The sequence below is a fragment of the Amphritea sp. genome (assembly GCF_048266285.1).
In the GTDB taxonomy this organism is placed as follows: domain Bacteria; phylum Pseudomonadota; class Gammaproteobacteria; order Pseudomonadales; family Balneatricaceae; genus Amphritea.
In genome coordinates this window covers 90,096-106,540 of record NZ_JBLWZV010000007.1, presented here as the reverse complement: position 1 = coordinate 106,540, position 16,445 = coordinate 90,096, and the positions used below count along the sequence as shown (strand labels likewise).

The following is a 16,445-nucleotide window of genomic DNA, read 5'->3' as shown; positions in this document are numbered from 1 at the left end:
TTAAAAAAGCTGATCTAAATCGCTTCCAAGGCTAAATAGAAGTTATCTATATATAAGTAGGCATAGGGGGTTATAAGCGGCTTATGAATTTATTCAGATATGCACAATAATTTGTGATTAAGTCGATAAAGTTGTTTTAAATTAAACATATAGCTTGTTGATAGGTCTGAATATTAACTGTATTTAAGATCTGGATAGTTTTTAAACGATCGCTCTGTTTCCCGCATAATATCTGGATTGTAGGCTAACTGATTGAAAAACAGACGAAAAAAGAATTAGCAACAGATTGATTCTAACTGTGGATAAGCGGGCTGTTACAAGGTATTATCTGCTGATATTTTTTACGTATTCGATCTTATTCTCGTTCACTCTCATCGGGTGAAACTAGAGAATGTTTAAGGACTAGCTATGCCGGCTGAGTTGTGGGAACAGTGTCTTCAAAATCTACAGGCTGAGTTCCCCTCACAACAATACAATACTTGGATTAGACCGCTGAAGGTGTCTTCAGAGTCTGAGACCGGTTTGATACTGCTGGCGCCTAATCGTTTTGTTAAAGATTGGGTGAGCGATAAATACCTTAAACGGATCACTGAAGTAGTCAATGCGGTTAGTGGTGATATTGCTGGCTCGGTCAGTATTGATATTGCTGGTCGCGCCGGTGGTTTTTCACAACGACCGGTTCGCCCTGCACCGCCGCCAGCGCCAGCGCGTCGTGCTGATAGTCATTTTGCCGATGCAGAATCTTTCTCATCAGCGCCTCCGGCCCGCAATACCCGCGCGGCTCAACCGGCCAACCCTGCACCGATCGAAGAAAACCCACCCTATCAGCTGGCGATAGATGACAGCAGCTTTCAACCGATTAACCACCGTGAACCGGTTGCGCCGACGACTATGTCTGGCTCACCTTCACGTAATGTGGACGTTGAAGGCAGTGTGCGTCACCAATCAAATCTTAATCAGTCATTTACCTTTAACTCCTTTGTTCAGGGTAAGTCGAACCAGTTAGCACTGGCGGCGGCGCAACAGGTGGCGGATAACCCTGGTGGTTCTTATAACCCACTGTTTATCTACGGTGGCGTTGGTTTGGGTAAAACCCACTTGATGCATGCGGTGGGTATGGAGATGTTGCAGCGTAATCCTAAGGCGAAGATCGTTTATCTACACTCTGAACGTTTTGTTGCCGATATGGTGAAGGCGTTGCAGTTGAACGCTATCAATGACTTTAAACGTTATTACCGCTCGGTCGATGCATTATTGATCGATGATATTCAGTTCTTTGCCGGTAAAGAGCGTTCGCAAGAAGAGTTTTTCCACACCTTTAACGCACTGTTAGAGGGTGGTCAGCAGATGATCCTGACCAGTGACCGTTATCCGAAAGAGATTAACGGTGTTGAAGAACGGCTTAAATCCCGCTTTGGTTGGGGCTTAACGGTGGCGATTGAACCACCGGAGCTGGAAACCCGGGTGGCGATTTTGATGAAAAAAGCCGAAGAAGCTCAGGTGCGTTTACCGGATGATGCGGCTTTCTTCTTGGCACAAAAGATTCGCTCCAACGTGCGGGAGCTTGAAGGGGCGCTGAAGCGAGTGATTGCGAATGCTCACTTCACCGGAAACGCAATAACCACGCCTTTTATTAAAGAATCACTGAAAGACCTGCTGGCATTGCAGGATAAACAGGTTAGTATTGATAATATTCAGCGGGTTGTCGCCGATTATTATAAGATCAAAGTATCGGACCTGCTTTCGAAGCGACGTAGTCGTTCTGTGGCCCGGCCAAGGCAGGTTGCTATGACCCTGTCGAAAGAGCTGACCAATCACAGTTTACCTGAGATTGGCGACGCTTTTGGTGGGCGAGATCACACAACAGTTCTGCATGGTTGTCGTAAAGTAGCTTCGCTGCGTGAGACCGATACGGATATAAGAGAGGATTATCAGAACTTATTGCGTCATCTGACGGCGTAAACAGTCTGATCAATTAAGGGTAGCAAAAGATGAAATTTGTTATTTCGCGAGAAGCGCTAATTAAGCCGTTGCAGTTGGTTGCAGGGGTTGTGGAACGTCGTCAGACTCTGCCAGTGCTTTCCAATATCCTGCTGGTCGCTGAAGGTGATCAGTTGTCGATGACCGGTACCGATCTGGAAGTTGAGCTGGTTGGCCGGGTACAGTTGGATGAGCCAGCTGAAGCGGGTTCAATCACCGTTCCAGCCCGCAAGCTGATGGATATCTGTAAATCTCTGCCAGATTCAGCCCAAATAGAGCTGACACTGACAGGCCAGAAAATGGTCATCAAGGCGGGACGCAGCCGTTTTACTCTCTCTACCCTGCCCGCGGCTGAGTTTCCGAATGTTGAGGATAGCCCTGAGTCATTCGAGCTTAATGTACTGCAAAGCCAGTTACGTCATCTGATTGACCAGACCGGCTTCTCGATGGCGCAGCAGGACGTACGTTACTACCTTAACGGTATGTTGCTAGAGATTACCGAGAATAGCCTGCGGGCGGTTTCAACCGATGGTCACCGTCTGGCGACCAGTGTGGCTGAAGTCGACACTAACGGTCCGGCGAATCATCAGTTTATCGTGCCACGTAAAGGTATCCTTGAGCTGGCTCGCCTGCTGCAGAGTGGTGATGATCAGGTAAAATTGGTGGTGGGTGCTAATCATATCCGTGCCCATGCTGGTGATTTTACCTTTACCTCTAAGCTGGTTGACGGCAAGTTTCCGGATTATCAGCGGGTTATTCCTCAAGGTGGCGACAAGTTTATGTTGGGCACCCGTCAAGAACTGCGTCAGGTCTTTAGCCGTATCGCGATTCTATCCAATGAGAAATACCGTGGTGTGCGTTTATCGCTGACCAACGGCTACCTCCAGGTGATGGCGAATAACCCAGAACAGGAAGAAGCGGAAGAAACCGTTGCCGTCGATTATGAAGGCGATACTCTGGAAATTGGTTTTAACGTTAACTATCTGTTGGATGTGTTATCGATCGTTAGCTCTGAGGTGGTACGTTTCACCCTAGCCGACTCAAACAGCAGCGCGTTGATTGAGGGGCTCGATGATGCCAACTCTCTCTATGTTGTTATGCCGATGCGGATGTAATCCTGTCAGGGGGCCTCAGGCCCCTTCTTATACCCTCCTTATATGCCAATAACCCAACTGAATATTCGCGCGGTTCGCAACCTGAGCGAGCTTAGCCTGCGCCCGTCATCCGGTATTAATATCATTCACGGCCCCAATGGCAGCGGCAAAAGCAGTGTGCTTGAAGCGATCCATATGCTCGGGCTATGCCGTTCATTTCGTACCAATAAGCTAAACCACCTAATTCAGAGTGGTGAGCAGCAATGTACCGTGTTTGCTCAGGTGGATGCGATGGGCAGTGGTGCCAGTCAGCCGTTAGGTGTCGAACGCAATCTAGAGAGTGATTGTCGTATCCGTTATGCCGGAAATAACATCGATATCACCACCTTGGCAGAGCTATTACCGATCCAAGTGATTAACGCCGAAACCTTTATGATTTTGGAGGGTAGCCCCGCCGTTAGACGGCAGTTTTTAGACTGGGGCTCGTTCCATTCAAATCCAGAATTTATAAGGCTTTGGCGGGGATTTAGGCGGGTATTAAAACAACGAAATTCTTTGCTGAAATATGGTAAAATCGAGCAACGCATTCGGGCGGTTTGGGACCAAGAATTTATAACCTATGCCGAACAGTTAAATACGCTTCGCGAACTGTATATTGAAGCGTTAAAACCTGAATTTGATCTGATCCTTGCTGACCTGCTTGAAGGCGTCAGCATCGATCTAAGTTTTAGTCCCGGATGGGATAAAAAACGCGGCCTGGATCAGGTGTTGGATGATAATTTTGAACGCGACCTGCGTCAGGGTTATACCAGTGCCGGACCACAACGGGCTGACCTGCGTCTTAAAGTTGATGGCCACACCGCTTCAGAACGCCTCTCACGGGGCCAAAAGAAAATAGTGGTGAGCAGCCTCAAGTTGGCGCAGGGCGTTTTATTTTACAAGTTGAACAGTCGTGCCTGCATCTATCTGATTGATGACCTTCCGTCAGAGCTTGATCAGCAACATAGCCGATTGTTCTGTAATTATTTAGAAAAGACGTCGAGCCAATGTTTTATCACCAGTGTTGATAAAGATGCGCTCACCGGTTACTGGTCAGACCAGGCCGAGTTACGTTTTTTCAATATACAAGAGGGTGCGTTTAGCACTCAGTAATACAGCCAGGAGATCTGAATGAGCGGCGAAAATCAGGAATACGATTCTTCCAGTATTAAAGTCCTAAAAGGGCTGGATGCGGTTCGTAAACGCCCGGGAATGTATATAGGCGACACCGACGATGGTACTGGTCTGCATCATATGGTTTTCGAGATTGTGGATAACTCAATCGATGAAGCCCTGGCTGGCCACTGTAGCGAAATCAAAGTCGTTATCCACCCGGATAACAGTGTGACGGTTTCGGATAATGGCCGGGGTATTCCCACCGAGCTGCACGAAGAGGAAGGCGTTTCCGCTGCCGAAGTGATCATGACCGTCTTGCATGCCGGCGGTAAGTTTGATGATAATTCCTACAAAGTATCCGGTGGTTTGCACGGTGTGGGTGTATCGGTGGTTAACGCCCTCTCCGCTGAACTTAGGTTGACGATTCGCCGTCGTGGTGAAATGTTTGAACAAACCTACCGTCACGGTGTGCCAGATGAGCCGTTGAAAGTTGTTGGTCAAACCGAAACCTCCGGTACCTCAGTGCGTTTTTGGCCGTCTGAAGATACCTTCCACAACCAGTTAGAATTTAAGTTCGATATTCTCGCGAAACGCCTGCGGGAACTCTCCTTCCTCAACTCCGGTGTTGCTATTCGCTTGAAGGATGAGCGCAGCGGTGATGAAGAGCTGTTTGCCTATGAAGGCGGCCTGAGTTCATTTGTTGATTACCTGAATACCAACAAAACCCCAGCGAACAAGATGTTCCACGTTAACGTTATGCACGACAATGGTGTCGGCGTTGAAGTGGCGATGCAGTGGAATGATAGCTATCAAGAAAGTATCCACGCCTTTACCAACAATATTCCCCAACGGGATGGTGGTACTCACTTGGCGGGTTTCCGAACCGCCCTTACCCGTGCGTTGAACAACTATATTGAAGCGGAAAAGCTCAATAAAAACGGTAAAGCGTCAACCACCGGCGATGACTGCCGTGAAGGTTTGACCGCGATCGTTTCAGTAAAAGTACCCGATCCTAAGTTCTCATCGCAAACCAAGGATAAATTGGTGTCATCCGAGGTGAAAACCGCGGTTGAGCAAGCGATGTATGAGCAGTTAAACGACTACCTGCAAGAAAACCCACAGGATGCTAAAGCGGTTGTCTCGAAGATGATCGATGCCGCCCGCGCCCGTGAAGCGGCCCGTAAAGCCCGTGAAATGACCCGCCGTAAAGGCGCGCTGGATATTGCCGGCTTACCCGGAAAACTCGCCGATTGCCAAGAGAAAGACCCCGCGCTTTCTGAAATATACTTGGTGGAGGGTGACTCCGCTGGCGGTTCTGCCAAGCAAGGTCGTAACCGTAAATCTCAAGCGATTCTGCCGCTCAAAGGTAAAATCCTCAACGTCGAAAAAGCCCGCTTCGATAAGATGCTGGCGTCTGCCGAAGTTGGCACCCTGATCACGGCGCTCGGCACGGGTATTGGCCGAGAAGAGTTCAATCCGGATAAGCTGCGTTATCATTCTATTATCATCATGACCGATGCCGACGTAGATGGATCACACATCCGTACCCTGCTGCTGACCTTCTTCTTCCGGCAGATGCCTGAGATCATCGAACGTGGGCATGTATTTATTGCTCAGCCACCGCTCTACAAGATCAAGAAAGGTAAGCAAGAGCAATATCTGAAAGATGATGATGCACTGGAAAACTACCTGCTTCAGGGCGCGCTAGAAGGCGCTTCCATGCACGTCAATGCCGATGCTCCCCCCATTAGCGGTACGGGCCTTGAAGAGATCGTCAATCGCTATCGTGCCGTCGATAAGATGCTGGCGCGCTTGTCACGTCTCTATCCAGAACAGATTCTGCGTCAGATGGTTTATACCCCGCGTCTATCTTTAGCTGATCTAAGTGATGAACAAACCGTTGCCGAGTGGATCGATAAGGTCTGTGATGGCCTAGGAGACACCCTCGACGGTGGTGATGTGTTCACCTCTTCCGCCGCGGAAGATCCGGAGCGCCAAGGTATCTATCTGCCGAACGTCAACGTAGTTCAGCACGGTGTGAGCCATAACTACACCTTCGATCAGTCTTTCTTTGAATCGAAAGACTATGCTGCGCTGACTAACCTAGGTGACACGCTCGACGGTCTGCTAGAAGAAACCGCCTACTTTAAACGTGGCGAACGGACACTGGCTACCACTGAGTTCACCGCCGGCCTTAACTGGCTGATGGAACAGTCTAAGCGTGGCTACTACATCCAGCGTTATAAAGGACTGGGTGAAATGAACCCGGAACAGCTTTGGGAAACCACCATGGACCCTGAGCAGCGTCGTATGCTGCGGGTTACCATCGATGATGCTATCGCCGCCGACCTACTCTTCACTACCCTGATGGGCGATGAAGTAGAACCGCGTCGTGATTTCATCGAAACCAACGCCCTGAACGTGTCCAATCTGGATATTTGATGGATGGGTTTCTGATTTAGCGTAATAAAAAAGCAGCCAAATGGCTGCTTTTTTGTACCTGCCGTGTTTAAGCAGCTTACCGATGTTTTCTTACATCGCTAGCGACTAATTCCTTGGCTAACTCTAGACCGTATGTTTATTTGTGCAACGGCTGAATATTTAGCAGTGAAACAAACATCGAGATTACGATGGTGCCAAACATAAAGCAGAAACCGCTGTGAAATAAGGTGATAAACCAGGTTAATAGATCGGCCGGTGGGAAGGCGTTGGAGAGGGTAAATTGCACACTCATTCCCTGTATCAATGCCCACAGAGGCAGACTGCGTTCGGTGTAGGCAGGTATCGCTTCAAAGGAACAGATCAGCGCATAGGCGCTAACAAAGAGGAACATGCCGGTTAGAAAGTTGACCAATCCCAGCACGATCACTCTGCCCGAGGCAGCCACCATTGTGCCTTCGGTTATCTTACAGGTGCCAAATAGAATTACGCCGAGCTCCTTGTTGATGATGCCCAAGGCTCTGAGCAGCAATAACCCCGCCGTCCACTGAGGCAATATCGGGGTTAAAATAAACAGTGCGATGGCGGCGAATAACCAGTAGACAATGTATTTTTCAGATATCAATAACCGCCAACTGCGCCACTTTTTCTGTTCTTCGCTGCCCTGCTGAAAACGGAACTCCCGCTTTTTGAGATAACTGTCGGCCCAACAATAAGGAGACAACATATAGATGCCTTGAATAATTAGCTTAACAAGCTCTGCAAATGGCATCTTAATCGCTCTCTGGGATTGTAATTAGCTGGCCTGGCTTTAACAGTTGACTGTCTGTTGGGATCTGCTCGGCATCGAGATCATGGCCGATAATATAAGCCTGTTCGGTCAAAAAAGGTGCTACCTCATCAAGGCCTGCGTGCCAGGGATTTCCTTTGGGGCGAGCATCAAAGATTGAAACGCGACAACCCGCCACTGTTTCATATAGCTCGGCGCAATAACCACTGTCGCCGGTATAGCCGATTAGCGGAGCGCCATCACGATAGATCACGAAACCATAACAGAGCTCCGAGTGCTTGGCGGTATGAAAGGTGATATCCAGTTCATCGGTCAGTGGCATCGGGGTATCGACTTGAGCCGTTAACCAGTTGGCCAGCTCGACCGATTGAAAAAGTTCGGCGTGTTCGGCCATACGGTGCTGTTGAAGTCTTTCTGATACCGGCGCGGCGGCGACAATATTAAGTAGTCGTTGTTGTGCCGCTTCAACTCGCAGAACCACGGGTAACTCACCGGCATGGTCGGTGTGGTTATGGGTGATAATGAGAGTGTCGGGCAGTGTGTAGCCATAGCTACTGAGTGTGCGGGTAACCCCCAAGCCTAGATCGACAAGGCAGATAGGCTGGTTATTTTTTAGAATAACAAAACTACTGCTGCAACTGCCGTTGTAAACATGGCCTGCCCCGCCGGCAACGCCTAGCACCAGTAGACTGAAACTATTCGGTATGTTTGATCCTGATTGCTTGGTCATCTGTTTTTCTGTTTATGAAATTATATGGGTGAGGCTATTAGGAAAAGAGGCACTTAGCTGCAGATCGAGGCCGCCCTAAGTCAGTCAGATCTGTACTTGATTATCGCTATCGGTGCTTTGATTGCAATAACGAACATAGATTGGTGGCTGCCGGTCCGGTTAAGTTATGACTTAATCGTTGGCAGCTATTGCTGCTATCCTTTGCTCCTGTTTGGTTTGATCTTATAAAAACAGTGACGTAACGCAAGTAGGCGTAAGTCTTCCTAATTTATCTTGTTCTCCCCTTCATGGGATATTGTTCCGCAGTGCACAAACTGCTACGTTGATGAGGTTTATATCCCCATCATTGGGTAACATTATTTTAAGGAAAAGTTATGGCTTTAGTCGCTTGTTACGAGTGCGGTAAACAGATTTCAGATGCTGCTGTTGCGTGTCCATCCTGCGGTCATCCGCTAACGGCCACTCAGGCTGTTGTTACTGAAGCGGTTAAAACAGAAAAAGCGGAGATCTTTAAAGCCGGTGGCGCTAATTTAGTGCTGGCTGAAATTGCTGCACTCTCTTGTTTAAAAACCCGTAACTGGGTTTATCTTTTAATTGGCGTACCGATACTCGCTGTGGTTGTTTATGCTTGGTTAAAGATGGAGTGGCCTTTAGCTGTTGGGGTTACCGTTGTGGGTTTCTTTGTGCTGGCCTTTATTCACACGGATGCCGGAAGAATTGCGAGCACGGGTAATGTAACAGACGTTGATGAAGATATGGATAAGGTGACTCAGCGTTATCATCAGGTCGTCGATCCTAACAAATTAGTGGTGTATCAAGGCCGCAATTTTTTCCAGGATATGCACTTCTCTATTAACCCAGTAAGGATTGCTGAGTTTAGCCAAGCGTCATATTTCAGCCACATATGGCTCTATTTAATTGGCGTCGGCGCGCTTGTGGCAGCAGATCAGTACAACGTTCCTGTACTCTATATCGTCGGAGGCGCACTGCTGTGTTTCGGCTTTTTATCTCGTAAGGCTGCACTCACCATTACGGGAGTGGGTGGTGCGAAGATGGTGCTATATACGAAAGCGGGTGATATTAAAAAGGTCATTCAGCAGCTAACTAGCGCGATTGAAAACTGCTAATTATCGATTAAATGTACCTAAGCGCATACCTAGTCTAGTAGCTTGAGTATGCGTTTTTTCGTTACGCGTATGTCAGTCGGCGATTCATTTAGCTGCATTTATACCCCTCAAGTTATTCCCATCTAATCTAAGCTCTTTATCAATTTGTTATCGGCAATCAACAAAGTGGTGGGTATAGCGCTTGTCTACCCTGCTCTTCTCACCGAAGATGGTGCCTTCTCATGATGTAATGGCGCTCACCGATGGAAGACTTTTATTGTCAGTTATCCGGCTTTACGGATATCTCTCAGCTTGTTGATGACAGCGTCTATTGTTCTGTGCCCGATGATTGGTATGTATCAGTAGTCGATGTGCGCGGGTCAACCGAAGCGATAGAGCAAGGTAATTATCGCGATGTTAATTTTATTGGTGCGGCGGCGATTACGGCTCATCTCAATTTAGTTGATCATGACCTGCCGTTTATTTTTGGCGGTGATGGCGCGGTGGTGTTAATTAACAAAAGCCTGCGCGAGGCAACACTTAAGGTGTTGCAGTCACTGAGTTATTACGCCAAAGAGATTTTTAATTTAGAACTTCATACGGGGATGGTGTCGGTAAAAGAGCTGCGTTCGAGGGGTAAAGAGTTACAGGTTGCTAAGTATGTGTCGGGCATTGGGTTTGCACAGGCCATGTTTAAAGGGGGTGGTATTTCCTTGGCCGAGACCTTGGTGAAAACGGAGCTTGAGTTTCGTTGTGAGCCGGCAGCACGGTTTGAGAGTGCGGAGGTTTTTTCGGGTTTGACCTGTCGTTGGAAACCGATTCCTTCGGGTAAGGGGGTGACGTTGTCGATCTTGATCCAGCCGGTTGAGGACGATAATCGGGTGCTGCCTGAAGTCATTACTCAGCTTAAGCGTATTCTCGGTTCTTTTGAAAATGCGAACCCAGTACGGATGGAAAATGCCCGTTACTATTCTGTGCTAGCAAACCTAAAACGGCAGATTAAGATCTCTGATGTTGGCTTTAACCGCGCTTTTATTAAAGAGGTTTTAGCCATCTTTATGGCGGTGCCATTCTTCAATTTGGGTCTATTTAAGCTGATACCCAGCGCCAAGCAATATATCGAACACACGCCGCTGCATTGTGATTTCAAAAAGTTTGATGACACGTTGAGAATGGTGCTGAACTGTTCCATGGATGAGTATCAGGCAATAGAGCAGTATTTGCATTCGGCTAGTCTAGCAGGCCAGGTTTTCTATGGCATACAGGTTTCTGACGCTGCGCAGATGACCTGTTATGTTGAAAGTATGACTGATGGTGGCCATCTACATTTTGTTGATGGGACGGATGGTGGTTATGCCCTAGCGGCTAAGATGCTAAAGAAAGCCCTTAGCGCTAGGCTGGCTAGAGTAGCCGTTTAAAACCAATTTTTACGTTTAAAGAGCCAAACCTGAATCGCCACGGTGATTGACATAAAGCCGCTGACGATCCAGAAAGCCCAGGGGTTTTCTGCTCCGGGCATGCCTCCAACATTGATCCCCAGTAAGCCGGTGAAGAATCCCAGCGGTAGAAATACCGCTGCCACTAACGACAGCAGATACATACGACTATTCATCTGTTCCGCCAGGCGGTTGGATAGTTCTTCTTGAGCCACCGCCGCACGATCCCGAGCTGAATCGAGATCTTCGATATAGCGGATAAGCGTATCGGTGACTTCTCGTAATTGCTGTCGGTCTCCCTCGGTTATCCAGGGTACTCGAGTTTGATGCATCTGTAATAGCGCATCTCTTTGTGGTGCAAGATAGCGACGCAACGAGATGACTACTCGCCGTACAGCCGAAATTTTGTTTCTTAGGTCATAGCTACTGGAGCTAACTAGCTCTTCTTCGATGGAGTCGACGGCGTCTTCAGTGTCGTTAATCGTGTCCTGCATACGCACCATGAGCGCGGCTGAAAGCATCGCCAGAAAATCACCGGGGCTGGTTGGGCCAATACCTGCGGCCAACGCTTCAACCATATCTTTTGCCGCCAGCATATGACGACGGCGGGTGCTGATAATGCGCTGTTTATCGATCCAGATGCGAATGCCGACCATGTCTTCAGGGTCGGAATCGGGGCTAACGTTGACTCCTCGTAACGCGATTAGCAGCCCGTCACCTACCTGTGTTGAACGTGGCCGACTCTCCTCGGTTAGCAGGGCATCAATGACCACCTGATCGAGCTGGCTGTGTTCGGTTATCCATTGTTGGGTATCCGCGTGGGTGTAATCAAAATGAAGCCATGTTAGCTGATCTGTCGGTAAGGTATCGGCCACATCTTCCGGCTTAATAACCTGGCCGCCACCCTGACCATCCAAACAATAACCATAAACTAATCCGGAACATCCCATATCTATATAGGCCCTTAACTGTGATAAAAAATCGGTTAGCCCGACCGTTAACAGCATAGCACCACCAAGGTGGTTTCAGAGAGCAGTAATATAATATTGCTTGCCTCGATCTCAGTTCTCCGAGGGCATGCCCTTCCCGCTCAGGTTAAGGGGCTTGCTAAAAATCACTATAGATGGCGGCGGCATAAACGATTTCGTTATTAAAGCACCGGGTTGGTTAGGCGCTTTTTTAGGGGGCAATGCTGGGCTATGTTAGCTTGGCACTGTTGTTCGGATTGATGCATTGACTTGGTGTATGAACTGCATCGTTTCAGCAACATCACAAGCCGCTCACGTCCCATTCGGCCGTTCTCCTAGGTTCCTCGCTAACGGGTTGGGAATTGTCTGATATTCGCGTTAAAGCCATCCCAGCAAACTTGATCTCAGTGTCGACGAGTATGGCAGGCTGGTATGTTTAAGCGGTCCCTTATCGCTTAGTGCGTGATGCTTAATTACACTTGTCTGTCAGATTGGCGAGGCGGATTGTTCAGCCATGCTCTAATGGATGAGCAGCCTCTTGCGCCAATTTCATGTCTGCTTGGTGTCGATGATAACGTCCTTTATCAGTCCGTTTTTAATCAGCGTTGTGCGCACCTTTAGCGCGGTTTTCTTCAGTCGATTGAGCTCCCCGAGGGCTGGAATATGTCCGCTGTTGATCTCGGTTTCTTTTTCTTCGAGTTGGGTATCGAGAAAATCTAGCAACTTTTTCGAGCAGCCCGTGCAGGGGCCATTACATAGTTCTTCCATTGGAGTATCGAAAGGGATGCCTGCACGGATGTCCGAAATCAGTATGCGCATTGCTGTTTGAGCGTCAGGTTTGTTTGCCATATCTCAATGTTCCACGTGAAACGTTTTAGTCTGCAATGGCGTTTTTTGAGTAGATAATATGGAGTGCAGCGGCTTCCAGATCATCCACGATGATCGTGTTGTCTGGAATTCCGCCCTTGCTAATTGTGCGTTCGCCTTTGCCGGTACGTACTAAAATGGGTGGGCAGCCCGCTTCTATCGATGCCTGCAAATCGCGTAGAGAATCCCCTACCGTAAAAACATGGGCGGGGTTAATATCGGGATAGCAGCTAAGGATATGCTGATAAAGGCCAGGCTTGGGTTTGCGGCAATAGCAATTGTCTTCTGGCGAGTGCGGGCAAAACTCAATCTTAATGATGCGCCCGCCCTGCTCTTCTACTAACTGAGTCATCTTGCGATGCATCTTATGGAGCTCAGTAATATCAAAATATCCCCGGGCAAGGCCGGACTGGTTTGTGGCTATACAGACATCGAATCCGGCTTTGGTGAGTCTGGCGATAGCTTCGATGCTACCGGGAAGTGGTCGCCACTCTCCGGCTGTTTTGATGTAGTTATCGGAATCGTAGTTGATCACGCCGTCGCGATCTAAGATGACTAACTTGTTCACTGGCTGAGTAATCTCGTTGCTTAGATTGATAAATATCAGATATAAAAAAGCCGGTTTGATAACCGGCTTTTCTGGCTGCGCTAAACGATCCTTAGTGTTTAGCTAAGGGCAGATATATCGGCAACCCCGAGGAACAGATTGCGTAGCTGCTTAAGCAGAGCCAGGCGGTTATTTCTGACTGCTTCATCATCCGCCATTACCATCACTTCGTCAAAGAACTTATCGACAACGGGACGTAGCTCCGCCAGTTGCTCAAGCACTTCTTTGAAGTTGCCTTGTGCAAACAACGGCGCCAATTGAACGGTCTTTTCAGCTACGGCTTTAGCCAATGCTTTCTCGGCATCTTCCTGTAGCAGCGCATCAGACACTTTGTCAGCGACGCTAGCGTCTTGCTTGCTCAAGATGTTGGAGACGCGTTTGTTGGCGGCTGCAAGGGCGTCAGCTTCGCTTAGCGTGCGGAAGTGACTAACAGCCTGTACCCGCTGATTAAACTCTAGTGGTCGAGTTGGGCGTAGAGCATGAACGGCCAAGTAGGCTTCAATGGCGATGCCTTCATCGTCATACCAAGCACGGAAGCGTTCCAACATAAAGTCGGTGATGCGCGTGACCAGCCCTTCTTCTGCAGGCAGGTTTTGATAGTTGTTGGCGGCTACTTGAATCAGATCTTCTAGATCCAGATTTAGTTGGCGTTCGACAATAATACGCAAGACACCCAGTGATGCGCGACGCAGTGCAAAGGGGTCTTTTGATCCTGTCGGTGGTTGGTTAACACCGAACAAGCCGGTTAGCGTATCTAGGCGATCGGCTAACGCAACGGCGATGCCTGGCTCGCTTTGTGGCAGTTCGTCGCCAGCAAAGCGAGGCATATATTGCTCGTTTTGTGCCAGAGCAACGCCCTCGTCTTCGCCATCGTTTAGGGCGTAGTGATAACCCATTAACCCCTGAAGATCGGTGAACTCATAGACCATGTCGGTCATCAGATCGGTCTTCGCCAGCATCGCGGCACGTTCTGCTTTGGCTTCATCTTGCCCAAGCTGAGCGGCAATATGTTTGGCGAGCACGGCAACGCGAACCGCTTTGTCATGCAGTGTACCAAGCTCTTTTTGGAAGACGATAGACTTCAGATCTTCGATGCGTGACTCGAGGGTGCGCTTCTTATCGGTTTCAAAGAAGAAGGCTGCGTCGGCAAGACGAGGTCGAATAACCTTCTCGTTACCCGAGATTACTTGCGCTGGATCGGTGGATTCGATGTTGGCTATGGTAATGAAGAATGGCATCAGTTGACCGTTGTTGTCGGTCAGGTGGAAATATTTTTGATGCTCTTTCATGGATGAAATCAGTGCTTCGGCGGGCACTTCTAGGAAGCGTTCGTCGAAGCGCCCTGTCAGTGCAACAGGCCACTCATTAAGCGCAGTAACTTCGTCCAGAAGGTCTTCATCAATCTGAGCGATACCATGCACGGAGGCACCTTCTGCTTCGACTTGGGCGCGAATTTTTTCGCGACGCTCTTGGAAGTCAGCAATCACCATGCCCACGCTTTCTAGATTTTCTAGATATTCGTTGGCTTGATTGAGTTCGATTTGGTGGTTGTGATGGAAGCGATGGCCGCGAGTATTGCGATCTGCTTTGAGCCCGAGAATCTCACACTCAATTACCTGATCGCCCATGAGCATAACTAGCCATTTAACAGGGCGAACGAATTCTGTGCGTGAAGCACCCCAGCGCATCCGTTTTGGAATTGGTAGCTTGCCGAGCGCGGTTTCGATGATCGCAGGCAGTTCGTTGGCAATGGCTTTGGCCGGTAAGGATTGGCTGAAGCACATTTTGCCGTCGACCTCTTTTAGGTTTTCGACCTCAGTGCCACACTTGCGCGCGAAGCCTAACAGCGCTTTTGATGGAGCGCCCTGCTCGTCAAAGGCGATACGTGCTGGCGGTCCTTGCATCTGAAAAGTGCTGCTAGGGATTTCGTCGGCCAGGTTGTTGATCAGCAATGCAAGGCGGCGTGGTGCTGCGTAGGAATTGACTCGAGTATCGGTAAAAAGTGTTCCGGCTTGTTTGCCAAATAGCTCTTTAATGCCAGCGACCACTTCTTTTTCTAAGGCGGCTGAAAGGGTTTTCAGCGCCTTCGGTGGAAGCTCTTCGGTGCCGAGTTCGAACAGAAAATCCTGACGGTTAACGGAATCAGTCATTACTTGCTCTCCTCTTCGCAGGCAGCTAATACTTCGTTGCGGATGCTCTCTTCGGCCAGCGGGAAGCCAAGCCCTTTTCGAGTATTGAAATACGCCAGTGCAACGCCGCGTGCCAGTGTGCGTACCCGAAGGATGTAACGCTGACGTTCGGTGACTGAGATGGCGTGTCGTGCATCTAGCAGGTTAAAGGTGTGGGATGCCTTCAGTACCTGCTCATAGGCAGGCAGTGGCAGTGGTGTGCCCAGCGCCAGTAACTTATTGCATTCAGCTTCGTGGTGATCAAAGCTTTTGAATAGCTGGGGCACATAGGCGTGTTCAAAGTTGTAGGTGGATTGCTCAACTTCATTCTGATGGAAAACATCGCCGTAGGTAACAGGCGTGCCATCAGGATTGTAAGACCAGACCAGATCGTAAACGCTTTCGACATCCTGAAGGTACATCGCGATACGTTCTAGGCCGTAAGTGATTTCGCCGGTGACTGGGTAGCATTCAATACCACCCGCCTGTTGGAAGTAAGTGAACTGTGTCACTTCCATGCCGTTGAGCCATACTTCCCAGCCTAGACCCCAAGCGCCCAGTGTTGGTGATTCCCAGTTGTCTTCGACGAAACGAACATCGTGGACATTCAGGTCCAGACCCATGCGCTCGAGCGAGCCAAGGTATAGTTCCTGGATGTTGTCGGGAGAGGGTTTCATGACTACTTGGAATTGATAGTAGTGCTGTAGTCTGTTTGGGTTTTCGCCATAGCGGCCATCGGTAGGACGGCGACTTGGTTGCACGTATGCGGAGTTCCAAGTTTCGGGACCGATAGCGCGCAGAAAAGTTGATGGATGGAAGGTGCCTGCGCCAACTTCCATATCCAGTGGTTGCACTATTACACAGCCCTGCTCTGACCAATACTCTTGCAGTGCCAGGATCAGCCCTTGAAAGGTGCTGGCATCCGGTCTCGCTTTATCTGTCACTGAGATCACCATTATGAATCTGTTTGTACAAAAATAGAGCGGAATTATACACGAAATAGCGGCAGTAGGATCGGGCGCATGTAACAATGGGGCTGTTTTTCTGCCTTATTGTGGAGTCCTCAGCGGGCCTTGAGTGAATCTTTATCTTTCATGTGAGTAAG

The 16,445-nt window shown here is 49.0% G+C and carries 13 protein-coding genes; 6 read left to right on the top strand and 7 right to left on the bottom strand.

Features of this window, described 5'->3' with window-relative positions; genetic code table 11:
- Window positions 1-408: 408 nt before the first annotated feature.
- The 4 genes from dnaA to gyrB are packed head-to-tail and all read left to right on the top strand — an operon-like array spanning window position 409 to window position 6,671.
- A complete protein-coding gene (gene dnaA, locus ACN0T0_RS10445; protein ID WP_417225798.1) occupies window positions 409-1,962 on the top strand; it encodes a chromosomal replication initiator protein DnaA in 1,554 nt (517 codons plus the stop codon).
- 29 nt (window positions 1,963-1,991) lie between these two features.
- Window positions 1,992-3,095, top strand: a complete 1,104-nt coding sequence (gene dnaN / locus ACN0T0_RS10440; protein WP_417225796.1) for a DNA polymerase III subunit beta — start codon at window positions 1,992-1,994, stop codon at window positions 3,093-3,095.
- Window positions 3,096-3,137: 42 nt separating this feature from the next.
- A complete protein-coding gene (recF, locus tag ACN0T0_RS10435) occupies window positions 3,138-4,226 on the top strand; it encodes a DNA replication/repair protein RecF (RefSeq protein ID WP_417225794.1) in 1,089 nt (362 codons plus the stop codon).
- A gap of 18 nt (window positions 4,227-4,244) precedes the next feature.
- Entirely contained in the window at window positions 4,245-6,671 is a 2,427-nt protein-coding gene (gene gyrB, locus ACN0T0_RS10430) for a DNA topoisomerase (ATP-hydrolyzing) subunit B (RefSeq protein ID WP_417225793.1), read from the top strand.
- A gap of 136 nt (window positions 6,672-6,807) precedes the next feature.
- Here gyrB and ACN0T0_RS10425 read toward each other — a convergent pair whose 3' ends face one another.
- Window positions 6,808-7,440, bottom strand: a complete 633-nt coding sequence (locus tag ACN0T0_RS10425) for a hypothetical protein (RefSeq protein WP_417225791.1) — start codon at window positions 7,438-7,440, stop codon at window positions 6,808-6,810.
- Window position 7,441: 1 nt separating this feature from the next.
- Window positions 7,442-8,188 carry an MBL fold metallo-hydrolase gene (locus ACN0T0_RS10420; protein ID WP_417225790.1) on the bottom strand — a complete coding sequence of 249 codons (747 nt, stop codon included), beginning with the start codon at window positions 8,186-8,188 and terminating at the stop codon, window positions 7,442-7,444.
- 374 nt (window positions 8,189-8,562) lie between these two features.
- On the opposite strand from ACN0T0_RS10420, the gene ACN0T0_RS10415 reads away from it, so the two are divergent.
- On the top strand, window positions 8,563-9,315 hold the full coding sequence (locus ACN0T0_RS10415; protein WP_417225788.1) for a zinc ribbon domain-containing protein: 753 nt from the start codon (window positions 8,563-8,565) through the stop codon (window positions 9,313-9,315).
- A gap of 242 nt (window positions 9,316-9,557) precedes the next feature.
- Entirely contained in the window at window positions 9,558-10,712 is a 1,155-nt protein-coding gene (locus ACN0T0_RS10410) for a DUF3095 family protein (protein ID WP_417225786.1), read from the top strand.
- On the opposite strand, the gene ACN0T0_RS10405 is transcribed toward ACN0T0_RS10410, so the two are convergent.
- The 5 genes from ACN0T0_RS10405 to glyQ all read right to left on the bottom strand — a co-directional run bounded on the left by ACN0T0_RS10405 (window position 10,709) and on the right by glyQ (window position 16,296).
- Window positions 10,709-11,737, bottom strand: a complete 1,029-nt coding sequence (locus tag ACN0T0_RS10405; protein WP_417225784.1) for a zinc transporter ZntB — start codon at window positions 11,735-11,737, stop codon at window positions 10,709-10,711. The genes ACN0T0_RS10410 and ACN0T0_RS10405 overlap by 4 nt on opposite strands.
- Window positions 11,738-12,247: 510 nt before the next feature.
- Window positions 12,248-12,547, bottom strand: a complete 300-nt coding sequence (locus ACN0T0_RS10400; RefSeq protein WP_417225782.1) for a hypothetical protein — start codon at window positions 12,545-12,547, stop codon at window positions 12,248-12,250.
- Between the two features lie 25 nt (window positions 12,548-12,572).
- The gene (gene gmhB / locus ACN0T0_RS10395; RefSeq protein ID WP_417225780.1) at window positions 12,573-13,133 is read right to left on the bottom strand and encodes a D-glycero-beta-D-manno-heptose 1,7-bisphosphate 7-phosphatase; all 561 of its coding nucleotides are present in this window, start codon (window positions 13,131-13,133) and stop codon (window positions 12,573-12,575) included.
- A gap of 98 nt (window positions 13,134-13,231) precedes the next feature.
- Window positions 13,232-15,322, bottom strand: a complete 2,091-nt coding sequence (glyS, locus tag ACN0T0_RS10390) for a glycine--tRNA ligase subunit beta (protein WP_417225778.1) — start codon at window positions 15,320-15,322, stop codon at window positions 13,232-13,234.
- Window positions 15,322-16,296, bottom strand: a complete 975-nt coding sequence (gene glyQ / locus ACN0T0_RS10385) for a glycine--tRNA ligase subunit alpha (RefSeq protein ID WP_417225776.1) — start codon at window positions 16,294-16,296, stop codon at window positions 15,322-15,324. Before glyQ ends, glyS begins: the two co-directional genes overlap by 1 nt.
- Window positions 16,297-16,445: the final 149 nt, after the last annotated feature.